Source organism: Roseibium aquae (assembly GCF_008711285.1).
Taxonomy (GTDB): Bacteria; Pseudomonadota; Alphaproteobacteria; order Rhizobiales; family Stappiaceae; genus Roseibium; species Roseibium aquae.
Map to the genome: position 1 here is coordinate 23,017 of NZ_VXDC01000019.1, position 22,776 is coordinate 45,792.

Here is a 22,776-nt window from a genome sequence, read left to right on the forward strand (position 1 = left end):
ATGGGACGGGTCAAGAAGGGGCGGGGGCGCCTGTCCGCCATCGAGCAGCTGCCACCGGCCTGCGATCCGGTGATTGCCTGGGCCGCGAATGAGTTGCGATCCCGCGACCAGACCCAGAAGGAGATCTATGAGGAGTTCTTTCTGAAACTGGAGGTGCTTCAGCGCGAGCATCGCGGCGAACTGGACTTTGCCATTCCCTCCTTTTCCGCCTTCAACCGCTATGCGATCAAGCTCGCGACCTTGACCCGGCGGCTGGAGGACACGCGGGCGATCGCCGCCAGTATCGCGGAAAAATTCGATGCGCAGGCGTCCGACGATCTGACGCTGATCGCGGCCGAGGCGATCAAGACGCTGGTCTTCGAGGTGCTGACGGACGCGGGCGAAAGCGGGATCGACCCGAAAGGCGCGCTCAATCTCGCCGGGGCGCTTCGGGCCGCGGCGCAGGCGCAAGGCGTCTCGACCCAGCGGCGCCAGAAGGTGGAAAGCGATTTTGCCAGACGGACGGAAAAGGCCGTCGACCGGGTGGCGAAGGTGAAAGGCCTGAGCGCGGACACGGCCGAGGCGATCAAGGCGCAGATCCTGGGCGTTGCCAAACCGGGGGAGGGGGCGGCATGAGTTCCCCGCTCACAAAAGCCGACTGGACGGAGCTGCGCCGGGCGTCGATGACGGCCATCGACCGGATCGCGGACCAGGTCGGCCTGCCGAATGTGCTGCTTGGCTATCAGTCGAGGGCCGTCGGCCTGCTGGAATCGACAGCCATCCGGGTGCTCTTTATCGAAAAGTCCCGGCGGATCGGCATGACCTGGGGGCTGGCGTCCTACGCGGTGCTGCGCGCGGCCCGGGAAAAATCCGCCGGCGGCATGGACGCCATGTATATCTCCTATTCCCAGGAAATGACCCGCGAGTTCATCGATGCCTGCGCCATGTGGGCAAGGGCCTATGCGGTGGCGGCACTCTCCGAGGACGAGTTCCTGTTCGAGGACACCGACCCGGCCGACCCGGCAGAGACAAGGCACATCCAGGCCTTCCGGATCCGGTTTGCCTCCGGCTTTGAAATCCTGGCGCTGTCGTCGGCGCCCCGTTCGCTCCGCGGCAAGCAGGGCGTCGTGATCATCGACGAGGCGGCGTTCGTCGATCAACTTGCCGAACTATTGAAGGCCGCGCTCGCCTTTTTGATGTGGGGCGGGCAGGTGGTGGTCTGTTCCACCCATGACGGCAGCGACAATCCGTTCAACATCGCCGTTCAGGACATTCTGGCCGGCCGCTCGAAATACGCCCATCTGCGCGTGGATCTGGACGATGCGCTCAAGGACGGGCTTTATGAGCGGATCTGCCTGGTGCAGGGCCGGGCGTGGAGCCCGGAAGGCGAGGCCGCGTTCCGGCAGGACATCATCGATTTTTACGGCGAGGGCGCGGACGAGGAACTGTTCTGCATTCCGGCCATGGGCTCGGGCACCTGGCTCGCAGCTCCCCTCATCGAAGCGCGGATGACCGCCGATGCCCCGGTGCTGCGGCTCGATCTGCCCCGGGACTTTCTGCATCTTGACCGGCTGGCCCAAAGGATTTTGGTGGCGCCGTTCCGCGACGCGCTCGAGGCGGTGCTGGAGGATCTCGACCTATCCCCGCTTTATGCCTTCGGCTTCGATTTCGGGCGGGTGTCGGATCTGACCGTCGGCTGCCTGCTTTCGATCGACAAGCGGCTTACCCGCCGCGAGGTGCTCTCCTTTGAACTCAGGGGCGTGCCGGGCGAGGAACAAAAGGCCATTGTCAAAGCCGTTTTATCCGCCGTTCAAACCCGGCTTGTCGGCGCGGCGTTCGACGCCACCGGCATGGGCTGGACGGTCGCCGAGGACATGGGTCGGCGGTTTGGCCTGCGCGAAGATCCGGAGGGCGCCGGGCTGGTGATGGCCGTCCATTTTTCCGAAACCTGGTACCGGCTGGAAATGCCGCCGCTGAAAGCCGCCTTCGAGGACGAAACGCTGTTTCTGGGCCGGGACGCGGATCACCTGAGCGACCTGCGCGCCGTCAAACTGATCCGGGGCATTCCGCGCGTGCCGCCCGTCCGTGAAGGCGAAAAGGGCAAGAAGCGTCACGGCGATTATGCCATCGCGCTGGCGCTGGCGCATTTTGCCAGCCGGATGCAATGGCGGGAATTCGGCTATGAGCCCGTGCCGCACAGCCCGTCGCGGTTCGAGGAGCGCGGGGCGGAGGACCGGGACAGCCTCGACGGGGCCTTCAGACTGGCCGGATCCCGGCGGAAAGGGCTGTGGTGATGGCACCTAAACACACCGGATTGGTGGACATGCATGGCCGGTCCATCTCGGCACGGTCGCTCAAGACCGAGCAGGCGGGGGCCGAGCTCAGGGCCGTGCGCCGGAACGATACGTTCCATCCGGCGAGCGGTTTGACGCCGCAGCGCCTGGCGCGGATCCTGCGGGATTCGATCGATGGCGATCCGGAGCCCTATCTGGCGCTCGCCGAGGACATGGAAGAGCGCAACGAACATTATGCCGGGGTGCTGGGCACCCGCAAACGCCAGGTGGCGGGGCTGGAGATCACGGTCGAGGCGGCCAGCGATGCGGCAATGGATGTGGCCGCGGCCGATCTGATCCGCGAGGTCACGGAACGCGACCGGTTCCGCGATGAGCTGATCGATATTCTGGACGCGGTCGGCAAGGGGTTTTCCGCCACGGAAATCCTCTGGGACACGTCCGAGGGCGAATGGCGGCCAAAGGCGTTCAAGTGGCGCGATCCGCGCTGGTTCCGCTTTGACCGGGACGATCCGGAGCGTCTCTTGTTGCGCGGGGTCCAGACCGACGAGCCGCTCAAACCCTTCGGCTGGATCGTGCACACCGCCAAGGCCAAGTCCGGCCTGCCGATCCGCGGCGGGCTGGCGCGGGGCGCGGCCTGGTCGTTCCTGTTCAAGGCCTTCACCTTGAAGGACTGGGCGATCTTTTGTGAAAGCTATGGCCAGCCCTTGCGGCTCGGCAAGTTCGGACCGGGCGCGACGGAAGACGACAAACAGAAGCTGATGCAGGCGGTCGCCGGGATCGCGTCGGATTATGCCGCGATCGTGCCGGAAACCATGGCGATCGACTTCATCGAGGCGAAACTCACCGGCTCGCTCGATCTCTATGAACGGCGCGCCGACTGGCTCGACCGGCAGATCTCCAAGCTGGTGCTCGGCCAGACCGGAACGACGGATGCGATTGCCGGTGGCCATGCGGTCGGCAAGGTGCATGACGAGGTGCGCGCCGACATCGAGGAGGCGGACGCCCGCCAGCTCGCCGCCAGTCTCAACCGCGATCTGGTCCGCCCGCTGATCGATCTGAACCTCGGACCCCAGAAAGCCTATCCGGCGATCCGGATCGGCCGGCCGGACGAGGTGGATGTGACCGAGCTGGTGGAGAATGTCGCCAAGCTCGTGCCGCTCGGGCTGAAGGTCGGCATGTCGACCCTGCGCGATCATCTCGGCCTGCCCGATCCCGATCCGGACGAGGAGGTTTTGGGGGCGCCAGCCCAGCAAGACCCGCAAACGCCGGACCAACCAACACCTCCAGCCAAATCTGAGCCATTACGGGCGCAAGCGTTCCGGACAGGGCCTGTGGCCGCGCCTCCTGACGCCGTTGAGCGGGCAGTGGATGGGCTGCTCGACGAGGGCTGGGAAAGGCTGGTGGGGCCGGTGGTTGACGGGCTGGACGCCGAGATCGGCGGGGCCGAGACACTGGAGGAGGTGCGGGCGATCATCCGGCGCCGGGCCGAATTCATGGGACTTGCGGCCTTTACCGACACGCTGGCGCAAGCCGCGTTTGCCGCGCGGATTTCCGGGGAAGCGGATGAGGATCTCAGGTGAGCGTGGACCTGACCCCGCTGCCGCCCCGCGATGCCATCCGGGCGCTTCAGGCCCGCGGCGGGCGGCTCCATCCGTCCTTCGCCTGGCAAGATGTGTATGCCGAGGATCATGCGGCCATGTTCACGGTGGCGAAATCCGCGGGGCATTCGATCCTGGAAGACATTTTCAATGCCGTCTTGAACGCCCTCGAAAACGGCGAAACCCTGGACAGCTTTTCCCGCCGCCTGAAACCGGTCCTCGTTCAAAAAGGGTGGTGGGGGGAGGCGGTCGAGGTGGATCCGCTCACCGGCGAGCCGGTCAAGGTCCGGCTGGGGTCCTTGCGGCGGCTCCGGACCATCTTCGAGGTCAACATGCGGGTGTCCTATGCGGCCGGGCACTGGGCGGCGTTCGAGCGCACCAAGGCCCGGCGGCCTTATCTCCGCTATGTCGCCGTCCAGGACGGGCTGACCCGGCCGCAGCACTTGAAGCTGCACAATCTGGTGCTGCCCGTGGATCATGCCTTGTGGGACACGCACGCGCCGCCCAATGGCTGGAACTGCCGCTGCACACTGCAGAGCCTGTCAGACGCCGACATCGAACGGCTTCAGGCCGAGGGTGGGGCGCTGCGGTTCGCGCCGCCCGCAGTTTCCTTGCTTCCCTGGACGAACAAGCGGACCGGAGAGGTGCGGCTGGTGCCGGAGGGGATCGATCCGGGCTGGGATTACAATCCCGGGAAGGCCGGGCATACCGAGACGGTGCGGCGGCTGGAAAGCCGTGGCGGGCCGGATTTGGGACAAGCGCCATAAAGCGCCGCTGGGGCGCGTAGGGTGCGAAAGCGCAGGATGGGGCGGAAAAGAACCGCGCGGCGCTGTGGGGGTGTTTAAGGGGTGTTTAACGGGGGAATTGTGAGTAATGGGCAGTAACTAATACGAGGGATATTCGCATAGCGGCGAAATCCAAAGCGCGATCAGCCTTGTGTAGAGTTTTCCAATAACGGTCGGATATCTGCTAGCATTTTTGCCTGCGCGGATATCAGATCTCCTCTGACATCAATTCGATAGTGATAAAACTGTGCGCCAGTCGCGAGACGTCCGATCCGCTCCATCCGCTGGCTTTCGCCCTCGTTCGTTGGCGAGAAAAGAATGCCGAATGGCGCATTGGCCGCAGTAACGTGACTAATGATTTGGTATCGGTCAGATTCCTTTATCTTGGGCTTGTACTTAACTTCGCCGAGACCGATCACGTTTTTCCTACCGCGCCGAAATATCAGGTCAGGCTTCGTCGGATACGTCTTGTTGTCCTCGAACAGCCTGCCTTGGTGTTTGTTGCCATCGAGCACTGTGATCTTTTGTTCGCGAAGCGCATCGATAAAGGTCTTTCGAATGAATCGCTCGAAAATGTCTTCAAGGTCGAAGAGGAAGGATGGCAGCTCCTTCCCGCTTGGTTCGAAGGTGAAGGCGATGCCACCGCCTGTCAGCAAGAGCTGATAGACACGGAGCAAGCCTTCATAGTTGCCCCGTAGCCTGAGCGAGACGGTATCATCGAGGAAGAAGTCCTGCCCAGTCGGTTCGCGCTCATTGACGCGGCGCAGGGTATCGAGAGCGATCTGAATGAGACGGCGTTCTTCATCCCAGGATTTGGTCGGTGGAATAATCCGCGCAAAGCGCAGACAAGCGGCTTTGATAATCTGGTTCACGGGGCTGTCGAGCCCGAACTCAAAAACGCTGGAAACGGTGTCGATGGGATTACCTCTTGAGAGATAACGGCTAATCGTTTGGCCGAACTCGACACGCGGCTTGTAGAACCCGTCGACGGTGCGCGGATAGTAGCTTCGCTCGAGCCCTGCTGAGAGTGCGTCCCGCAGGTAGTGACAGAAGCTTCGCGCAAGAAGTTGGATCGGCGCAGGCTTGTCTGTGGTCTGATACCGCCTGATTGTCGGGAGAATACGATCGTATGTCTCCCCGCCTATTTCTAGCATCGTCCAGAGGTTCTCAATCGGAAACTTGGGGACGATGTTGAGTGTGATCGAGCTGGTCAGAGGCAAATAGCCTATGAGCCCGAGTGCCATGAGGTTCACACCATCGGCAACGTCCTTGAATTCGAGAGCCTTGAGCTCGCGGGTTTCGGGCAGAATTAGCGAATGCCCGCGATGGTCAACAAGCTCACTGCGTGCGAAGTAGCGTCTGCCGCGTTCTTCGACTTCGACGATGCGTGTCTCAGGAAGTGGCATCAATCCTGCCTGCCCTAGCCTTCAGCGGTTGCTTCGCCTTCGGCAGCCCCATCGTCACCGTCATTATCATCACCCGCCGCCTCGGCTGCTTCGTCGATTTCGAAAAGCTCATCGACGGTTTCCTTGATGGCGTTGAATCTCTGGCGATCATGGAACAAGGTCCGCTGCAAGCCGAGCTTGACACGCCCTTCCCATACATCTGCCAAATCTTCAATGGTGCGAACATGAAGGAAATTTGTATGGCCAAAGCCAGCGGGGAAGGACTCATTCAGGATATCGAACAGGCGCAAGACCCGTGACAGCACTCGTTCCTCAACACCCTTGTCTTTGAGGTACTTTTGAAGGAACGGCTTGTCGGGCTCCATCATGATCACGATGAAGCGACGCAAGAGCGCATCGTCGAGATCGGTGACAGAGCGGTCGAACGGATTAGCCGTGGCCAGAACGATTAAGTTGCGGGGCAGCTTTGTCTTCTTGCCTGAGATTGCGAGCGTGAACTCCTTCTCGCGGTAATCGAGTTCAAGATAGGTAAGAAGCTCGCCGAAGATGCGCGCGACATCGCCACGATTCAGCTCGTCAATGACTAGCACGTATTTGTTGTCGCCATCTGTTTTTGCCCGCTCCGCAAAATTCAGGAAGTGGCGCGGGTCGAGCTTGTAGGTAACACTCTTGGCTTCGCCGTCTTCGTCCTGGGCCTCGACGGGACGGAACCCTTCGACGAAATCATCGTAGCCGAAGGCAGGATGAAACTGGAGGAACAGCACGCGGTTTTCATCGCCGCCTGTAAGGAAATCGGCGATATCATGCGCGTATTTGGTCTTACCCGTGCCTGGCGGTCCTGCGAGAAGGAAGGAGTGGCTCGTATTTTTGTTGATGGCGTTGAGGATAACGGACAAGATCGCATCATCGCCGCTCATAATACCCTTCTTTGCGGGATCGTCCTCGGGCTCTGTGGGGGCTGGCGGTGCGGCGATATAGGCCGAAAGTTTGGGCGCGAGTTGTTTGATGAAGGAAGCATCAGTAGGCCGAGCATTCAGTGTGCTAGGCCAAGAGCGCTCCGGGTTCAGTTTGAACCTGCCCTTGTAGGGCGGTTGAAAATCCTGAAGTCTGAGTTCGGTCTGGAGTAAATGATCGTACAGGGCTTGCCAGTTCTCGATCTCGTCTGGAAAGCCGTTGAAGGCAAAGAGCCAGACCATGAAGTCTTCAAAATCAAACGTTTCGGGGATTTCACTTTCGAGCGCGGGCTGGAAGTCAGCCGTGAGGCGCACGGTTGTCTTCTCGCCTTCAATATATCCTTTCAGCCGCATCTCGCGGTAGCCGCGACTGGAGAAGAGGTTGCCCCACATCTTCGTGTCTTGGCGGATCATGTAGTCGCCAGCGAAGTTTCCGCTCTTCCACTTGATGCCCTTCAGGCGAGGGCGAAGAAGGTTGTGGCCCGAGGGGTAAGCATCAACTCCGACAAGTTTAGCGTTAAAATAGCGGTCGAGAAAGTGATCGGTGCCGAGATTTTTGGACATATCGACGAAGTGGGCGGGGCCGACATCGTTGGCAGCAAAAACAAAAGCGGGTATCAGCCAATTCGCACTGATCTCTTGAAGAGCCTCAATTGACGTTTTGATTGTTGGAATATCAAAGTACTGCACGATCTATACTTTTTTTGCTGTCCCTGGTTTGCGGAAGTTCTGTCTGTTGCCAGCCCACTCGTCCCAAAGCGGTGACGGTTTTTGCAGGCTTTCGACAAGGTCACCCCATGACGAGGAATGGTATCCTTCGCTCTCGATAGCACCCTGAACGTAGTCGATATAGTCATCACCCATATCGATCCCGACAACATTGCGGTGATGGGCCATCGAAGTCAGTACGGACGTGCCGCTACCTACAAAAGGATCGAGAACATGGCCGTTAGGGGGGCTTGCAACCTCGACGCAGCGCCGTACAAGCTCCGAAGGGAAAGCGGCATTGTGCTTAGCGCGCCGATTACGTTCGATAGGGATATTCCAGACATCCTCCTCAACTAGCTTGGAGCGATCAAAGCTGTAAAAGCGCGATTTGGAAAACATGAAGACGAATTCGTATTGCCGATATGGCCTATCCCGCGCGGTCGGCTCAACAAATGCATTGCAGCGGTTCCAAATGATCGAACTGCGAAGCGTCCAGCCACGTTGCTGCATTTCGAAAGCAACTTTCCAGGGAATGCCGATCATACTCTTCTTAGGGATATCCCATCCGCTCACGTCAACGGGACGGACCTTCTTGCGAAAGAAGTTGCGGGATGAGCATTTTGGATCGCTGCCGTGGGGCTGCCCGTTCCCAGAATAGTACGTGTCGCCAATATTCAGGAAGAATACGCCTTCGGGATGGAGGGTACGTTTGACTTCATCAAACACACCCATAAGTGCATCAACATAGTCGTCGACTGTTTCTTCGTGTCCGAGTTGGTCATCATATCCGTAATCGCGCACCCAAAAATAAGGCGGTGAAGTGACGGCAACATTGAAAACGTTATTGGGTAGCGATTTGAGCATAGTCGCGGAGTCCCCATGCATTAACCCCGCAAAGTGTCCAGCCTTCGACACATATGCAAAACGATCATAACTTTTCTGCGTATCAGTTGCTGGATCGTTGCCAATAGTAGAATGCTTGGAGTTTGAAGACTTTGTATCCATAATTGCAATATGCTCTCTCGTGACAGTTAAAGAAATGCCTCCGACTCATTTCCATCTGATGGATTAAATCACCTCAGTTAAATTCTTTTGATCAAAGCCCATCACAGCCGACCTTTCGGAATTGAACATCAATTGATATCTTTTTCAGATATAAGTGCATTAACGAACGGTGCCATCTAGAATCACTAGCCAATTTTCCCATACCCTATAATAGGCGAGCGGCGCGTCAATCTATGATTTCATTTGTGATCGACCCGCAATAATGAACGTCCTCCCCCACGCCTCCGCCCGGATGGTCTGATCCCCGCTCATCCCCCAAGGTTCGCTCATGTCCAAGCGAACCGACCCCTTTCTGATCACCGCCGCCGATCCAGTTGCCGCGCCTGACGCGGGCGCCGATCCCTGGATCAAGCTGCTGCCTTCGGGCACGTTTTCCACCCGCGACGGGCGTGGCCCGTTCACGGCCGGGGACGCAGATCAGCTTCAAGCAATCATTGCCCGCACCAAGGCCCATCTCGGGCAAACCCAGATGATGGTCGACTATGACCACCAGGCGGTGTTTTCGGCTGTTGAAGGCGTTGGCGGCACAGCCAAGGCCGCGGGCTGGATTTCGGACTTCGAGGCGCGGGCGGACGGGATCTATGGCCAGGTCGCCTGGACCGAGGCGGCGCGGACAGCGCTGGCAGCCCGGGAATACCGGTATCTCTCGCCGGTGTTTCTGACCGACCGCTCAGGCCTGGTTGTGCGGCTTGTGAATGTGGCGCTGGTCAATCTGCCCGCCATCGATCTTGCCGCCATCGCGGCGCGGGCGCATCTCACGCAAAAGGATAGTTCCATGGATGAACTGCTCGAAGCCCTCGGCCTTGCCGCGGGCACGGGGAAGGCTGAGGCCGTTGCGGCGCTCCGCGCCCTGCAGGACACACAAACCGCGATCCGTGCGGCGGCCGGTCTGCCCGAGGGCAGTGATGGCACAGCCCTGGTCGCCGCCGTTCAGGCAGCGTTCGACAGAGGCGCGCCGGATCCGACCCAATTCGTTCCCATCGACCAGGTGACCGCGCTTCAACAAGACCTTGCCGCCCTGCAGGCCTCGCTGGCCGCGGACAAGGCCGAGGCCCTGGTGACGGCCGCCATTTCCGGGGGCAAGCTCGCCCCCGCGCTGAAGGACTGGGGCCTGCAGCTTGCTACGGCCGATCCTCAAAAATTCACCGCCTTCACCGCAACGGCACCGGTTCTGACCGCCACGCAGCTGGGGTCCAAGCCGAGAGACGCCGGGGACCCGGATCTCTCCGAGGCCGACCGGCAGGTCATGCGCCAGATGGGGCTGTCCAAAGAGGCCTTTGTCGCGGCCCGGGCCGGGTCTGACCAGGAGGTGCAGCCATGACGGCTTTGACAACAGACCGGCGCACGCCGGAACGCTCCGGCGACCGCCGCCAGCATCCCGTGAAGGCCGGGGCGACGCTTTATGCGGGCGCGCTTGTGGCGCTCGGCGCGGACGGGTTCGCCGTGCCGATGACCACCGCGACCGGGCTGATCGCGCTCGGCCGCTGCGAGACCCGGGCGGACAACAGCGCCGGCGCGGACGGCGACATCGCGGTGACGGTGGGCGCCGGGATCTACCGGTTGTCCAATTCCGCCGGCGCCGACGAGATCACCACGGCCCATATCGGCCAGGCCTGTTATGGCGTGGACGACCAGACCGTGGCGCTGACGGATGGCACCGGCACGCGGTCGCCCGCGGGCACGGTGTTCGACGTCGATCCCCAGGGCGTCTGGGTCGATTTGCGGTGAGGCAGGTTTATTCGTCTTTCCCCGCTTGTTTGGCGCGGAGAGGGAACGGAATGGATCCCCGATCAAGTCGGGGATGACGATGGAGCAAGGATCAAGGCACGCGGGTCCCATCAGCCCCGGCGCGTCACCCCGGACGACGCGAAGCGGAGATCCGGGGTCCATACCCTTGTCCCCGACGAGCCTCGGAGCTGCCTGTGTGCCAGCGAGCGGCCGGGGATGACGACCGAATGAGTGGCGGGAAATCCGCACTGACAATGGAGTCCCTTTGAGATGGACATCAACACGCAAACGCTCCGCTCCGCCTATGTGGGCTTCAATGCCGCGTTCCAGTCGGGCTTGCGGGAAGCGACCTCGATGTATGGCCGGATCGCGACGACCGTGCCCTCGACCACGCGCGAGAACGAATATGGCTGGCTGGGCAAGTTCCCGCGCTTCCGGGAATGGATCGGCGACCGGGTGATCAACTCGCTCGCCAAACACGGCTATTCGATCCGCAACCGGCCGTTCGAACTGACTGTCGAGGTCGACCGGGACGATTTTTCCGACGACAATCTCGGTATCTATACCCCGCTGTTTTCGCAGCTTGGCATGGCCGCGGGCACCTTTCCGGACGAGCTGATCTGGCCGCTTCTGAAGGCCGGGTTCTCGACCCCCTGTTACGACGGCCAGTATTTCTTCGACACCGACCATCCGGTGCTGGACGCCAATGGTGAAGCCGTTTCGGTTGCCAACACCGATGGCGGCTCCGGCACACCCTGGTTTCTCCTGGATGTGCGCCAGGCGCTCAAACCGCTGATCTACCAGGAGCGCAAGGCGTTCGGCAATCTGGTCCGCATGGACCGGGAAGACGACCAGAACGTTTTCATGAAGAAGCAGTTCCTTTATGGCCTCGATGGCCGGGCGAATGTCGGCTTCGGTTTCTGGCAGATGGCCTGGGGCTCGAGGCAAACCCTCAATGCCGCCAATTATGCGGCCGCCCGGGCGGCGATGGCGGAGTTCAAGGCCGATTTCGGCAAGCCGCTGGCCATCGTTCCCAATCTTCTGGTCGTGCCGCCGTCGCTGGAAGAAGCCGGACGGCGCTTGCTGCAAAGCCAGCTGGTCAATGGCGGGGAGACCAACCCCTGGGCGGGCACCGCCGAGATGATGATGGTGCCGTGGCTGGCCTGACGCCGCCGATCTTGAAAGGACCAATCCATGACACAGGCCAAAGCGAAACAGGCCCCGCCAAAAGCTGCGGACACAGAACCCGATGCGGCGAAACCGGTGCTGCGGATTACGGCCAAGCCCAGGGACGGCTTCCGGCGCTGCGGCGTGCATCATCCGGCCGAACCGGTCGAACATGGGGCGGGCCGGTTCTCGGACGCCGAGATCGCGGTGCTGAAGGCCGAGCCGAACCTGGTGGTCGAGGATCTTTGACAAGCATAAAAGGGGAAGGCGCCGAGCCCCGACCGCAACTTGACCCGGGTACCCGGGTTCCGGCGTTCAGGCGGGTGGGAAGCCCGCACCTAAAGATACCCAGAGAGAGGTCTGGTACGGCTCGCAAGGCCCCCAGCATCGCCCGCGCAATCCGGCTTTCGGGCGATTGACGGCACTCCGGCCCATAAGGACTTAAGGTCGCCTCTCGCCATTCTTGAAAGGTACGCCGTGCCTTACGCAGTCCTTGAAGACCTGATCGACCGGTTCGGGGAAGACGAGCTGTTCCAGCTGACGGACCGGACCAATAGGCCGGCGAGCACGATCGACACGGGCATTGTTGCCGCGCATCTTTCCGACGCCGAGAACCTTGCCGATTCTTATCTTGCCAAGCGGTACCGGCTGCCGCTCGATCCGGTGCCGGAGGTGCTCACCCGGATCGTGTGCGACATCGCCCGGGCCACATTGCATGGCCGGACCATGGACAAGGACGATCCGGTGGCCAAGGCCAAAGAGGATGCGGTGGCCTGGCTGAAGGATGTCGTCAAGGGGCTGGTCCAGCTGGAGGCGGAAGGCCTCGCCCCGGAGCAGCCCTCTGGCGGAACGGTCCAGGTGCGCGGGCCGGACCGGGTGTTTTCCAAGGACAGTCTGACGGGGTTTTAAGGAAGCTGTGATGAGCGGAGTGCGCCAGGCCCTGACCATCGAGGACGCGGAGGTGAACGCCGCGCTGGACCGGGTCGCGCGGGCGGGCGGCGACACCTCCGCCCTGATGGCGGAGATCGGCGCGGCCATGCTCTATTCCGTCCAGCGCCGGTTCGAGCGTGAGACCGGGCCGGATGGAACGCCCTGGCCGCGGCATGCGCCGCGCACGGCCCGGCAAAGGGCGCGGCGCAGATCGCGCGGCAACGCGCCGCTGACGCCAAAACTCCTGCGCGACAGCGCAAGGCTCTTTTCCTCGATCACCTCGGAGACGACACCGGAAACGGCCGCGGTCGGCACGAATGTGGTCTATGCGGCAATCCATCAGACCGGCGGGACCATCACCCAATATCCGCAATCGCGGAAGGTCCGGTTCCGCAAGGTGGGCGGGCGCCTGCGCTTTGCCCGCAAGGCGCACAAGCGGGCCTTCGAAAAGCCGGTGACCTATGGCACGCGCACGATTGTCATTCCCGCGCGGCCCTATCTCGGGTTTTCGGACGCGGACCGGGCGGAGATCCTGGCGCTGGCAGAGGCGCATTTTGAGGCTGCGGCCGGGGAGGGCAGGGCATGAGCCTGGTCGAGGTGATCATCGGCCGCCTTGATGATGCCGGAACGCCGTTCCGGGTGGTGGGCGGTGCGGCGGGGCTGGCGGTCCTAGAACAGCGCCGCACCCGGACCCCGGCCGCCTTTGTGATGGTGGCCGAGGAGGCGAGCGGGGCGAACGAGCGCATGACCGGCCCGGTGCTGCAGCGGCTCGAGACCGATATCGCCGTGGTGCTGGTGCTGGAAAATCTCGGCGATCCGCGGGGCGGAACAGTGGCGGACGACATCGAGGCGCTCAAGGCGTTCGTCCGGGCCAGGCTGATCGGCTTCCGGCCGGACAGTGCGGCGGAACCGATGGAGCATGTCTCCGGGGAACTCTTGAAGGTGCGCGGCGGGGCGGTCTGGGCCGAGGAACGGTTTTCCTGCGCCCGCTTTCTGGAGGAACTGCCATGAATGCGATCACACCCCGAAAGGGCGGCCGGTATGTCCGCGATGCGCAGACGGGGGACGAGGATCCTTCGAGACGGGCCGTTGGCCCTCCTCAGGATGAGGGGGGCCAACGCGGGTTGGCCGGTCCCCGGGCCAAGGGCGGCGGCACGCCCGTGAAGACAAAGGAGTGACGGATGCGCAAGGCCCGGAAACTGGCGATCCTGGCGAAGATCGAGACCGCCTATGGCACGGACAGCGGCCCGACCGGCACGGCGGACGCGATCCTGGCGACCGATGTCACCCTGACGCCGCTGGCCGGCGAAGACGTCTCCCGCGATCTGTTGCTGCCGACGCTCGGCCATCAGGGCATCGAGCTCACCGCCAATCACCTGCGGCTGGACTTCGCGGTGGAATGCGCAGGTGCGGGCGGGGCCGGGGATGTGCCCGCCTATGGCGCCTTGCTCCGGGCCTGCGGGCTTTCGGAAACGGTGACCGCTGGCGTGTCGGTCGCCTATCAGCCGGTCTCGGAAGGCGAGGAAAGCCTGTCGCTCTATTTCAACCAGGACGGCGTGCGCCATGTGGCGCTTGGCTGCCGCGGCACCTTCCAGCTGGAGTTCGCACCGAAACAAATTCCAAGATTCCGGTTTTCCTTTTGGGGTCTTCTGGGCACGGTCACCGACGAAGCCTTGCCGGCCGCCATCCTGTCAGCGTTCCAAGCCCCCCGGCCGGTGTCCAGTGCGATGACCAGTCTGTCGCTGTTCGGCTCAAGCCGGATCGCCGAAAGCCTTGCCGTCGATCTCGGGGTGGAGATCGTGCCGCGCTTTCTCATTGGCGATGAACGCATCCAGCTGACCGGCCGGCAGGTCACCGGAACGGCGGTCCTGGAAGCCAAGACGATGGCGGCGGCCGACTGGTTCGACGCCGCGCTTGCCAAGACCACGGGGGCCTTGAGCCTCATTCATGGCACGGCGGCGGGCCATACGGTGGAGCTGACCGCGCCGAGGGTGCAGATCGGCCGCCCCTCCCAGGGCGAAACCGACCGGATCGTGAACTATGCCGTGCCGCTGATGTTCCTTGCCGACACGGGCGACGACGAACTCGTGCTGACCATCCGCTGAGATCAAGGAGAGCCTCATGCAGTTCCGCCTGTGCGAACCCTTCGAGTTCTGGTGGCCGGTCCGCGTGACCCTTCCCGATCCGGACCGGCCGGGCGCGGTGCTGAGCCAGACGTTTGAGGCCAAGTTCCTTATGGTGGGCAAGGACCGGCTGGCGGAGCTGGAAGCCCACGGGGAAGCCGCGCTGCTTTCCGAAATCCTGCGCGACTGGCGCGGGGTGAGCGGGGCAGGGGGATCCGAGATCCCGTTTGGCCCGGAAGCGCTGGAACAATGCCTGCCCTTTGCCCATTTCCGCGTCGGCGTCTACCGGGCTTACCTCACCGCGCTCAACGGCCAGGCCGCGGCAAAAAACGGATAGAGGCCGCCCGGGCCTGGGCCTATGCCCGGCGCGGCCTGGCCGATCCGGACCGAGCGGTCCGGCTGGACGCGCAAAGCGCCGCGGACTTCGCCGCCCTTGGGCTTCCTGTGCCGGACGCTCAAATCCCAGATCCTGAAACGTTCGACGTCCCGCGCGAGAACTGGCGCGCGGTCACGGCGTTCCTGGCGCTCGAAACCCAGTGGCGCGTTGTGGCAGGACCGGTTGGGTTGATCTGGTGCGGGCTCGATTATGCCGCGGCGGCTGCTGCGGTCCGGGGGCGGAACCGGCGGGCCTGGCAGCGGCTGTTGGGGGAGCTCAAGGTGATGGAATCGGCGGCGCTAGAGGTGTTGAATGGGTGAATTTATTGGGTATTGGCACTTTTCACGCAGGCCAGCTGCATCGATGATCATTGGTTGGCATAAACGCGGTGCTAGTCGAATCTTGGTGGATCGTATTCATCCGTATCCGGCGAGCTGTCTTTTGAACGCTCAGACAAAACATCCTCGTAGTCCTTTTGATAGCGTGGTCCCACAGTTCCGTCACTCGAAACGACCATAAGGGCAGCGAGTTCATCGAATTTCGCACGGTCATAGATCATGTTAAGCGCGTTTTTAGGCGACAGCGCTCGTTCAGCGTAAGTCTGGTCACCAAGTGCGACCAAAAGGAATGTTGCGAGATCAAGGCTATCTGCGAGTACATTGGTAGAATTTGAATCCCCAACCGCGGCAGCCGCTTTCACAAGTACAGGCAATGGAGAGAGAATTTTTCCCGTCGCGTTCTCGTAAAAAATATAAGCCGACGTACAAGCATTTCTTTGCAGTAAAGTTCGTTGTTGGGTAGTGCCGGAACTGCGCTGCGAAATGTCAGCGTTGGGACGTCTATATCGTTTTGCTTGAAAGACTAGGGGTATTATTTCTCTCACCGAGACGCTGCCGTCATCGTGAGCTTTCTTTTCAAAATCGAGGATAATTCCAAAGTCGCCGCCGTTCACCTGTTCGCCGCCACCGACGGAAAGATCAAGCTCTTGAAGGATCAGTGTGCTCTCCTGCGCCCTGAGAGCAGTTGCCATACGTTCGCTCCAAAGGCAGCATTGGTTTCCCCACAGGGCTATAAGATTTCCTGTGAGACGATCTTCCCTGGATCGGGTTGGACAGTGCCGTATCTGAAAATCTGTTGCTGCTTCGAGCGTGGCCACAAACATCGTCCAAACCGCGACATCGCGAAAGTTGCAATGATCTGCCATAAAATCATATACGGTTGAATACCGATTCGCGTAGCGCCCCGGGGTATCTCTAATCGCCATAATTCTTTGTATGTGACCAATTTCTGACTGAAGAGCGTGCGTTCTTTCCAGAAGTGTGGAGCGGATCGCTAAGCTCGTATTCGCTGACACGGTATCGAGCGTATTCCACGCTTCGAGGCGATCATTTCCTTCCATAAAGCTCTTGCTTTTCTCCTTGATTTCTAAAAACTCCTCGAGGGAAAGACCAAAATACTCAGAGAAACTATTCGTCATTGATATGCCTTTAGTTGAAATAATTCTCCTTACACGCCCTTTTAATTGACCGGTTAGATATGAGCAATATCACGACACCATTATGGGTGCCTATTGCCGCTTCGCAGTTTATAAACTGCGATTTTTTTGGCCAATATTCGGAAACTGACTATTAGGTGGGGTCACTTTTGAGAAGCCAAAGCTGCGATCTTCAGCTCTCTCGTAGAGTATCCAATAGGCGTCAACGCAACCCGTAGACTGCTAAAGTACTTCAAAATGTGTTTATTGCGCTGTGTGATACACCACCTTGCACCCGCCCGGATGTTCTGACCCTCGCCCGCGCGCGAAGCTTGGGCCATGACCTTGAACCTGCAGATGCTGGCCCGGCTGGACGCCTCGGGCGTGGAAAGCGGCGCTCGCGACGCTAGGCAGGCGCTTGCCGGGATCGGCACGAGCGCCAAGGCAACGTCCACAGACATCAGCAATCTGTCAGCCGCAGCCAAGGCCTCGCTTCAGGCGGCACGAGCGCAAGGATCGGCGTTCAAGGTGGCGGGCCAACAGGCAGCGAACGCCAACAAATTGGCCGCCAATGAAGTCAACATTCTGGCGCAGCAGATTTCCGATGGCGCGATCCAGGTGGCCAGCGGTCAATCGCTGTTCACCGCGATCCTGCAGCAGGGCAGCCAGGTGCAGTTCCTGCTGGGCTCCAAGGGCTTCAACACGATCGGCGGGTCCTTGGGTCTTCTCAAACAGGGTTTGATCGGCTTTTTAAACCCGCTCAATCTGGCGCTGGTGGGCTTGGCCGGAGGGGCGGCGGCGGCCTCCGCGCTTTACCGGGCCATTGCCAGCGACACCAGCGCGACACAGGCGCTGGAACACCAGGACCAGCTGATCGGCCAGCTCGCCGAGCGTTACGGGGAAGTCGAGGCGGCGCTGGACCGGCTGCAAAGCCGTCCGAGCGCGGCGATCCTCGCGCTCGACACGGACGCGCTGGAAAGCCAGCGGGAGACCCTCCGGTCGCTGATCGCGGACATCGAACAGGATGTGCAGCGCAGCCTGCGGATCGAGGCCAATGCCTTGAGCGCCCTGGCCGAACCCTTGACCGAGGACGCGGCCCTGTTCCGGGCATTCCAGGGCGAGCTTCGGGCGACCGCCGACACCTTCGCGCTGGCGGATGCGGAAGCCGACCAGCTGATCGGCCGGTTGCTGGAACTCGCCCGGACGGCACCGGATACGACGTCCGAGCGGGCGATCCGCGCCTTGATTACGGAAGCCCGGGCGGCCGACACCGGGCTTCTGGCGCTGGTCGAGCGGCTGGGCGAGGTGGAGGCCGCGCTCCAGGGGGTCGGCTCTGCCGCCGACAGTCTCGGCCGGATCGATGGAGCCGCCAATTCCCGGATCGCTCAAGCCTTCGGGATTTTCGAGGAGAGAACCGCCCGGGACCGTCTGCGGTCGCAATTGCCCAAATCCCGGACCGGGGGACCCGCTGTGCGCGCCGAGCCCGACCGGATCGGGGATTATCTCACCACCCAGGACCAGAGTTTGGAGCGGCTGCGGCTGGAGATTTCCCTGGTCGGCCAGTCCGAGGCGGCGCGGCGGCGGGCCTTGGCGGCCCTGGAGGCGGAGATCGCGATCCGGGAGCTTGGGGCGCAGGCCTCGGAGACCGGCGCGGCTACCTTGCGCGACAACGCAAGGGCCATCGCCGAGGAGACGCTGGCGCTGGAAGAACTAGAAACCGCCTGGGGCGCGGTGCAGCGGACCGGCGAGGCGGCGATCCGCTCGCTGACCACAAAGCTGGCCGACGGAGATCTGACCGGCGCGCTGCGGTCGGTGATCCAGGAGGTCTCGCAACTGGGGCTCCAGCTTGCGGCGATCAATCCGCTGACCAACGCGCTGTTCGGAACGGCCAGGCCGACGCTCAGCGCGGCGGGCGGGTTTTTGAATGGCGGGTTTCTGGGAGGATTGTTTGGGTCGTTTGACCGCGGCGGGCCGACCGGAGCCGGGGCCGACAGCGAGGTCGCTGGGCTGGTGCACCGGAATGAATATGTCTTTGACGCCCGGTCGACCGCGCGGATCGGTGTTCCCGCCCTGGAGGCTTTGAGGCATTCCGCCCTGCGCGGGTACCAGACCGGCGGCCTGGTCACCACCTCGGCCTTGCCCCTGCCGGTGGCGGCCCGGTCAAGGCCCCGCGGCCTGGATCATGGATCAGACCGCGCGGCTGATCATGTTTCTGATCGCGCATTGGGGGGCGATGTCCATGTCCACATCACGACGCCGGATATCCAGAGCTTCCGGGCGTCCCGCGCGCAGATCGCGGGGGAGTTCGCCCGGCTGGCCATGCGGGGGAACAGAAATGCGTGACTCTGAATACCCGATGGAGGGCTCATGAGCGATTTCGACGAGGTGCGGTTTCCCGATGTGGTGGCGCGCGGCGCGCTTGGCGGGCCGGAGCGGCGCACGGAGATCGTCGAGCTGACGTCCGGTTTTGAGGAGCGCAACACGCCCTGGGCGGACAGCCGGCGCAAATACGATGTGGGCTCCGGCATCCGCCATCCCGATCACCTGGCCGAGGTGATCGCGTTCTTCGAGGCCCGCTCCGGCCGGTTGCGGGGGTTCCGGTTCAAGGACTGGGCGGACTTCACATCGTCCCGGCCGTCGGCGCCGGTCACCCCGTTCGATCAGGTGCTGGGCGCGGCGGACGGGAGCCAGACTTCCTTCCAGCTCATCAAGGCCTATTCCTCCGGCAGCCGCAGCTGGATCCGGCGGATTGCCAAGCCGGTGGCGGGCACGGTCCTGATCGCCGTGGACGGCGCGGTCCAGGCCTCCGGCTGGTCGGTGGATCCGGCAAACGGCACCGTGACCTTCGAGGCCGCCCCGGCCAGCGGCACCGTGACGGCGGGCTTCGCCTTCGACGTGCCGTGCCGGTTCGACACGGATCTGATCCAGACATCCTTGCGCGAGCTGAAGCTCGGCGAGATCCGGGCCATTCCGATCGTGGAGGTGCGGGTATGAAGACCATACCACCGGCCATGCAGGCCGATCTCGACAGGCGGGCGACGACCCATTGCCGGTGCTGGCAGGTCACCCGGAAGGATGGTGCGGTGTTCGGCTTCACCGATCACGACCGGGCGCTTGCCTTTGGCGGGGTGACCTTCGAGGCGGCCTCTGGCTTCACAGCCTCGTCGCTGGAGGCGTCGCTGGGTCTTGCCGTCGACAATCTGGACGTGGAGGGGGCGCTGTCCTCGGCCGCGATCACGGAAGACGACCTGGCGCGGGGGCTCTGGGACGATGCGGCCGTGTCGTTATGGTTGGTGGATTGGACGGACCCGGACAAACGGGTGCTCCTGCGCTCCGGCAACATCGGCGAGGTGGCGCGGGGGCGGACGGCGTTCACCGCGGAACTGCGCGGCCTGTCGCACCGGCTGGGCCAGCCGGCCGGGCGGCTGTTCAGCCGGACCTGCGCCTGGGAGCTGGGCGATGCGCGCTGCCGGGTGGATCTGGCGCCCTGGACCTTTGCCGGGGAAGTGGCCGGGGTGGTGGCCGGAGCGGGGGCCGGAGCGGGGGAGCGGCGAAGGTTCACGGCCACCGGGCTGGAGGCGGCCGCGCCCGGCGTGCTTGCGGCCGGGCTCCTGACCTGGACGTCCGGGGCGAATGCGGGCCAGGCGATCGAGGTGAAGCGGCACGCGGCCCCGGGCGGCACGGTCACGCTGGAACTGGTGCTGCCCATGGCCGACCCGATTGCGCCGGGGGACGGGTTTATGGTGCGGGCGGGCTGCGACAAGGCGATGGCCACCTGCCGCGACCGGTTCGCGAACCTCACGAACTTCGGCGGCTTTCCGCACATGCCCGGCAATGACCGGATCATCGCCTATGCGGACAAGGACGACCTCAACGATGGCGGGAGCCTGTTCCGGTGAGCGCCCAAGGCACAGGGTCTGTGACCCGGCCCCCGCTCACCCGATCCGCCATCGTGGCGGCTGCGCGGAGCTGGCTTGGAACGCCCTATGTCCACCAGGCCGCGCGCAAACATGCGGGCTGCGACTGCCTCGGTCTTGTGCGCGGGGTCTGGCGCGAGGTGATGGGCTGTGAGCCCGAGACCCCGCCGCCCTATACGCCGGACTGGGCGGAGCGCAGCCGGACCGAGACCTTGCGGGATGCGGCCGCCCGGCATCTGATCGGGATCGATCCCGGGGACGCGGATGCCGGGGACGTGCTCCTGTTTGCGTTCCGCGACCGGCTGCCGGCCAAGCACTGCGCGCTGCTGACCACTGCCATCGATGCACCGGAGCCCCGGATCCTCCATGCCCATGAGCATCTTCCCGTCTGCGAGGTGCCCCTGATCCCGGCCTGGCGGGCACGGATCCGCTTCGCCTTCAAGTTCCCGGGGGTGGTGTCGGCGCAATCTGCGCCGCAAGCGCGACTGCGCGCCGCGCCTGATGGCGCGCCCCCTCCGGAGGGCAGCCCGCAGGGCGGTGCGCCCGTGAGGAGAAACTGATGGCAACCCTCGTTCTGGGCGCAGCGGCGACGGCCTTTTCCGGCTCGATCGGGGCAAGCCCGCTGGTCTCGGCCCTGATCAGCGGCGCGGCCGGGGTGGCGGGGGCGTATGCCGACGGCTTGATCGCCGGCGCCCTGACCCCGGCGCGGCGGATGTCCACCGAAGGCCCGCGCATTGGCGACTTGCGCCTGCAGACCTCCACGGAAGGGGCGCCGGTCGCCGACGCGGTGGGCCGGGTGCGGCTGGCGGGCCAGGTGATCTGGGCGACGCGCCTGCGGATGGAGGTGAACACCTCGAGCGAGAAGGTGGGGGGCAAGGGCGGCGGCGGGCGCCAGACGGTGACCACCACGACCTACAGCTACTTCGCCAATTTCGCGGTCGGCCTGTGCGAGGGACCGATCGCCGGGATCGGCCGGGTCTGGGCCGATGGCAAGATCCTGGATCTTTCCAGGATCACACACCGGGTGCATGCGGGCACGGCGGACCAGCTGCCCGATCCGCTGATCAGCGCCAAGGAGGGCGCCGCGCCCGCCTATCGCGGCACGGCCCTTGTGGTGTTCGAGGACCTGTTTTTAGGGGACTTCGGCAACCGGATCCCGCAGCTGGAATTCGAGGTGATCCGGAAGCTGCCCGGCATCGAGGAGCAGGTTCAGGGCATGGTGATGATCCCGGGCGCCGGGGAATGGGTCTATGCGGGCGAGGAGATCCGCCGCCTCGACCCGGACCGCGAGGGGACCAGCGCGGCGGAAAACGTCAACAACCAGGTGGGCGGGCCGGACTGGGCGGTGGCGGTGGACAGCCTGCAGCGCGATTTTCCCAATGCCGCCTCGGTGCTGCTGGTCGTCTCCTGGTTCGGCAGTGACCTCAGATGCGGGGCGTGCGAGGTGCGGCCCGGCGTGGAGTTCGGCCCGGAAAAGACGACGGCGCCGAGGAGCTGGCAGGTGCACGGGCTCGGCCGGGACGGGGCGCGGCTGCTGGCGCGCTCCGTGGAGGATCCCGAGCGCCCGGCCTATGGCGGCACGCCCGCCGACAGCACCGTGGTGGACGCGCTCCGGGACCTGAAGCGGCGCGGGATCTCCACCACCTTCTGCCCGTTTTTGTTGATGGACATTGCGCCCGGCAACGGGCTTGCCGATCCTTACGGGCGGGCGGAGCAGCCGGCCTTTCCCTGGCGCGGGCGCATCACCTGCCATCCGGCGGCCGGACAACCGGGCAGCGTGGACAGAACCGCGGCGGCGGGGGCGCAGGTGAGCAGTTTTTTTGGCGGCGCGGCCCCCTCCGACATCGCCGTAACGATCGACCCAGCCTCGCATGCCGTCACGACCAGCTATTCCGGCCCTTCGGACTGGGGCTGGCGGCGCATGGTGCTGCACTATGCCAGGCTCTGCGCGGCGGTGAACGCGATCGAACCGGGCGCGGTCACCTGCTTCCTGATCGGCTCGGAGCTGCGCGGGCTGACCTTCGTGCGCGATGGGCCAGGCAGCTATCCGGCCGTGAGCCAGCTTGTTCAGCTTGCCGCGGACTGCCGGGCGATCCTGGGGGCTTCCGTCAAGCTCACCTATGCTGCCGACTGGTCGGAATACCGCGGCCATGACCCGGCGGACGGGTCCGGGGATTTTTTCTTCCATCTCGATCCCTTGTGGAGTTCCAGCGCCATCGATGCGGTGGGGATCGACACTTACATGACGCTGTCCGACTGGCGGGACGGGGACG

General features: G+C 63.3%; 24 protein-coding genes. 20 read left to right on the top strand and 4 right to left on the bottom strand.

What is annotated here, in order from left to right:
* Genes F0184_RS19315 through F0184_RS19330 form a run of 4 tightly spaced genes read left to right on the top strand, consistent with a single transcriptional unit; the run spans position 1 to position 4,638 of the window.
* Complete coding sequence (locus F0184_RS19315; protein WP_150497753.1) at positions 1-615, top strand: DUF3486 family protein; 615 nt, start codon at positions 1-3, stop codon at positions 613-615.
* Positions 612-2,273, top strand: coding sequence for a terminase large subunit domain-containing protein (locus tag F0184_RS19320; RefSeq protein ID WP_150497754.1), 1,662 nt, complete (start codon positions 612-614; stop codon positions 2,271-2,273). The genes F0184_RS19315 and F0184_RS19320 overlap by 4 nt, the downstream gene beginning before the upstream one ends.
* Positions 2,273-3,853: a DUF935 domain-containing protein gene (locus tag F0184_RS19325; protein ID WP_150497755.1), complete on the top strand. Its 1,581-nt coding sequence runs from the start codon at positions 2,273-2,275 to the stop codon at positions 3,851-3,853. The genes F0184_RS19320 and F0184_RS19325 overlap by 1 nt, the downstream gene beginning before the upstream one ends.
* Positions 3,850-4,638, top strand: a complete 789-nt coding sequence (locus F0184_RS19330) for a phage head morphogenesis protein (protein ID WP_150497756.1) — start codon at positions 3,850-3,852, stop codon at positions 4,636-4,638. The genes F0184_RS19325 and F0184_RS19330 overlap by 4 nt, the downstream gene beginning before the upstream one ends.
* Positions 4,639-4,799: 161 nt before the next feature.
* Here F0184_RS19330 and F0184_RS19335 read toward each other — a convergent pair whose 3' ends face one another.
* The 3 genes from F0184_RS19335 to F0184_RS19345 are packed head-to-tail and all read right to left on the bottom strand — an operon-like array spanning position 4,800 to position 8,728.
* Positions 4,800-6,062, bottom strand: coding sequence for an McrC family protein (locus tag F0184_RS19335; RefSeq protein ID WP_150497757.1), 1,263 nt, complete (start codon positions 6,060-6,062; stop codon positions 4,800-4,802).
* Positions 6,063-6,076: 14 nt separating this feature from the next.
* Positions 6,077-7,705 carry an McrB family protein gene (locus F0184_RS19340; RefSeq protein WP_150497758.1) on the bottom strand — a complete coding sequence of 543 codons (1,629 nt, stop codon included), beginning with the start codon at positions 7,703-7,705 and terminating at the stop codon, positions 6,077-6,079.
* A gap of 3 nt (positions 7,706-7,708) precedes the next feature.
* Positions 7,709-8,728, bottom strand: coding sequence for a DNA-methyltransferase (locus F0184_RS19345; protein WP_150497759.1), 1,020 nt, complete (start codon positions 8,726-8,728; stop codon positions 7,709-7,711).
* A 328-nt stretch (positions 8,729-9,056) separates the two neighbouring features.
* On the opposite strand from F0184_RS19345, the gene F0184_RS19350 reads away from it, so the two are divergent.
* From F0184_RS19350 to F0184_RS20820, 11 genes are all read left to right on the top strand, one after another.
* Complete coding sequence (locus tag F0184_RS19350) at positions 9,057-10,109, top strand: phage protease (protein WP_150497760.1); 1,053 nt, start codon at positions 9,057-9,059, stop codon at positions 10,107-10,109.
* Positions 10,106-10,516 (top strand): hypothetical protein, encoded by a 411-nt coding sequence (locus F0184_RS19355; RefSeq protein WP_150497761.1) that lies wholly within the window; start codon positions 10,106-10,108, stop codon positions 10,514-10,516. Before F0184_RS19350 ends, F0184_RS19355 begins: the two co-directional genes overlap by 4 nt.
* A gap of 270 nt (positions 10,517-10,786) precedes the next feature.
* On the top strand, positions 10,787-11,683 hold the full coding sequence (locus tag F0184_RS19360) for a Mu-like prophage major head subunit gpT family protein (protein ID WP_150497762.1): 897 nt from the start codon (positions 10,787-10,789) through the stop codon (positions 11,681-11,683).
* A gap of 27 nt (positions 11,684-11,710) precedes the next feature.
* Positions 11,711-11,932, top strand: coding sequence for an HI1506-related protein (locus tag F0184_RS19365; RefSeq protein ID WP_150497763.1), 222 nt, complete (start codon positions 11,711-11,713; stop codon positions 11,930-11,932).
* A gap of 228 nt (positions 11,933-12,160) precedes the next feature.
* Positions 12,161-12,592, top strand: a complete 432-nt coding sequence (locus tag F0184_RS19370) for a gp436 family protein (protein WP_172972166.1) — start codon at positions 12,161-12,163, stop codon at positions 12,590-12,592.
* Positions 12,593-12,602: 10 nt separating this feature from the next.
* Positions 12,603-13,199: a phage virion morphogenesis protein gene (locus tag F0184_RS19375; RefSeq protein WP_150497765.1), complete on the top strand. Its 597-nt coding sequence runs from the start codon at positions 12,603-12,605 to the stop codon at positions 13,197-13,199.
* A complete protein-coding gene (locus F0184_RS19380; RefSeq protein WP_150497817.1) occupies positions 13,196-13,624 on the top strand; it encodes a phage tail terminator protein in 429 nt (142 codons plus the stop codon). The genes F0184_RS19375 and F0184_RS19380 overlap by 4 nt, the downstream gene beginning before the upstream one ends.
* Entirely contained in the window at positions 13,621-13,791 is a 171-nt protein-coding gene (locus tag F0184_RS20650) for a hypothetical protein (RefSeq protein WP_172972170.1), read from the top strand. The genes F0184_RS19380 and F0184_RS20650 overlap by 4 nt, the downstream gene beginning before the upstream one ends.
* A 3-nt stretch (positions 13,792-13,794) precedes the next feature.
* A complete protein-coding gene (locus tag F0184_RS19385; RefSeq protein WP_150497769.1) occupies positions 13,795-14,718 on the top strand; it encodes a phage tail tube protein in 924 nt (307 codons plus the stop codon).
* A gap of 16 nt (positions 14,719-14,734) precedes the next feature.
* Entirely contained in the window at positions 14,735-15,073 is a 339-nt protein-coding gene (locus tag F0184_RS19390) for a hypothetical protein (RefSeq protein WP_150497718.1), read from the top strand.
* Positions 15,074-15,180: 107 nt separating this feature from the next.
* Positions 15,181-15,432, top strand: coding sequence for a DUF1799 domain-containing protein (locus F0184_RS20820; RefSeq protein ID WP_208998563.1), 252 nt, complete (start codon positions 15,181-15,183; stop codon positions 15,430-15,432).
* Between the two features lie 71 nt (positions 15,433-15,503).
* On the opposite strand, the gene F0184_RS19400 is transcribed toward F0184_RS20820, so the two are convergent.
* Positions 15,504-16,589 (bottom strand): hypothetical protein, encoded by a 1,086-nt coding sequence (locus F0184_RS19400; RefSeq protein WP_150497771.1) that lies wholly within the window; start codon positions 16,587-16,589, stop codon positions 15,504-15,506.
* A 336-nt stretch (positions 16,590-16,925) separates the two neighbouring features.
* Here F0184_RS19400 and F0184_RS19405 point away from each other — a divergent pair, with 336 nt between their 5' ends.
* The 5 genes from F0184_RS19405 to F0184_RS20955 form a co-directional block, all read left to right on the top strand.
* Positions 16,926-18,929, top strand: a complete 2,004-nt coding sequence (locus tag F0184_RS19405) for a phage tail length tape measure family protein (protein ID WP_150497772.1) — start codon at positions 16,926-16,928, stop codon at positions 18,927-18,929.
* A gap of 24 nt (positions 18,930-18,953) precedes the next feature.
* Complete coding sequence (locus F0184_RS19410) at positions 18,954-19,580, top strand: DUF2460 domain-containing protein (protein ID WP_150497773.1); 627 nt, start codon at positions 18,954-18,956, stop codon at positions 19,578-19,580.
* Positions 19,577-20,485, top strand: a complete 909-nt coding sequence (locus F0184_RS19415; protein WP_150497774.1) for a DUF2163 domain-containing protein — start codon at positions 19,577-19,579, stop codon at positions 20,483-20,485. Before F0184_RS19410 ends, F0184_RS19415 begins: the two co-directional genes overlap by 4 nt.
* Positions 20,482-21,063: a C40 family peptidase gene (locus F0184_RS19420; RefSeq protein ID WP_308809959.1), complete on the top strand. Its 582-nt coding sequence runs from the start codon at positions 20,482-20,484 to the stop codon at positions 21,061-21,063. The genes F0184_RS19415 and F0184_RS19420 overlap by 4 nt, the downstream gene beginning before the upstream one ends.
* Positions 21,063-22,776, top strand: a 1,714-nt coding sequence (locus F0184_RS20955; protein WP_206668380.1) for a baseplate megatron protein TIM-barrel domain-containing protein, incomplete at its 3' end; no start/stop codon positions are given. The genes F0184_RS19420 and F0184_RS20955, both read left to right, overlap by 1 nt.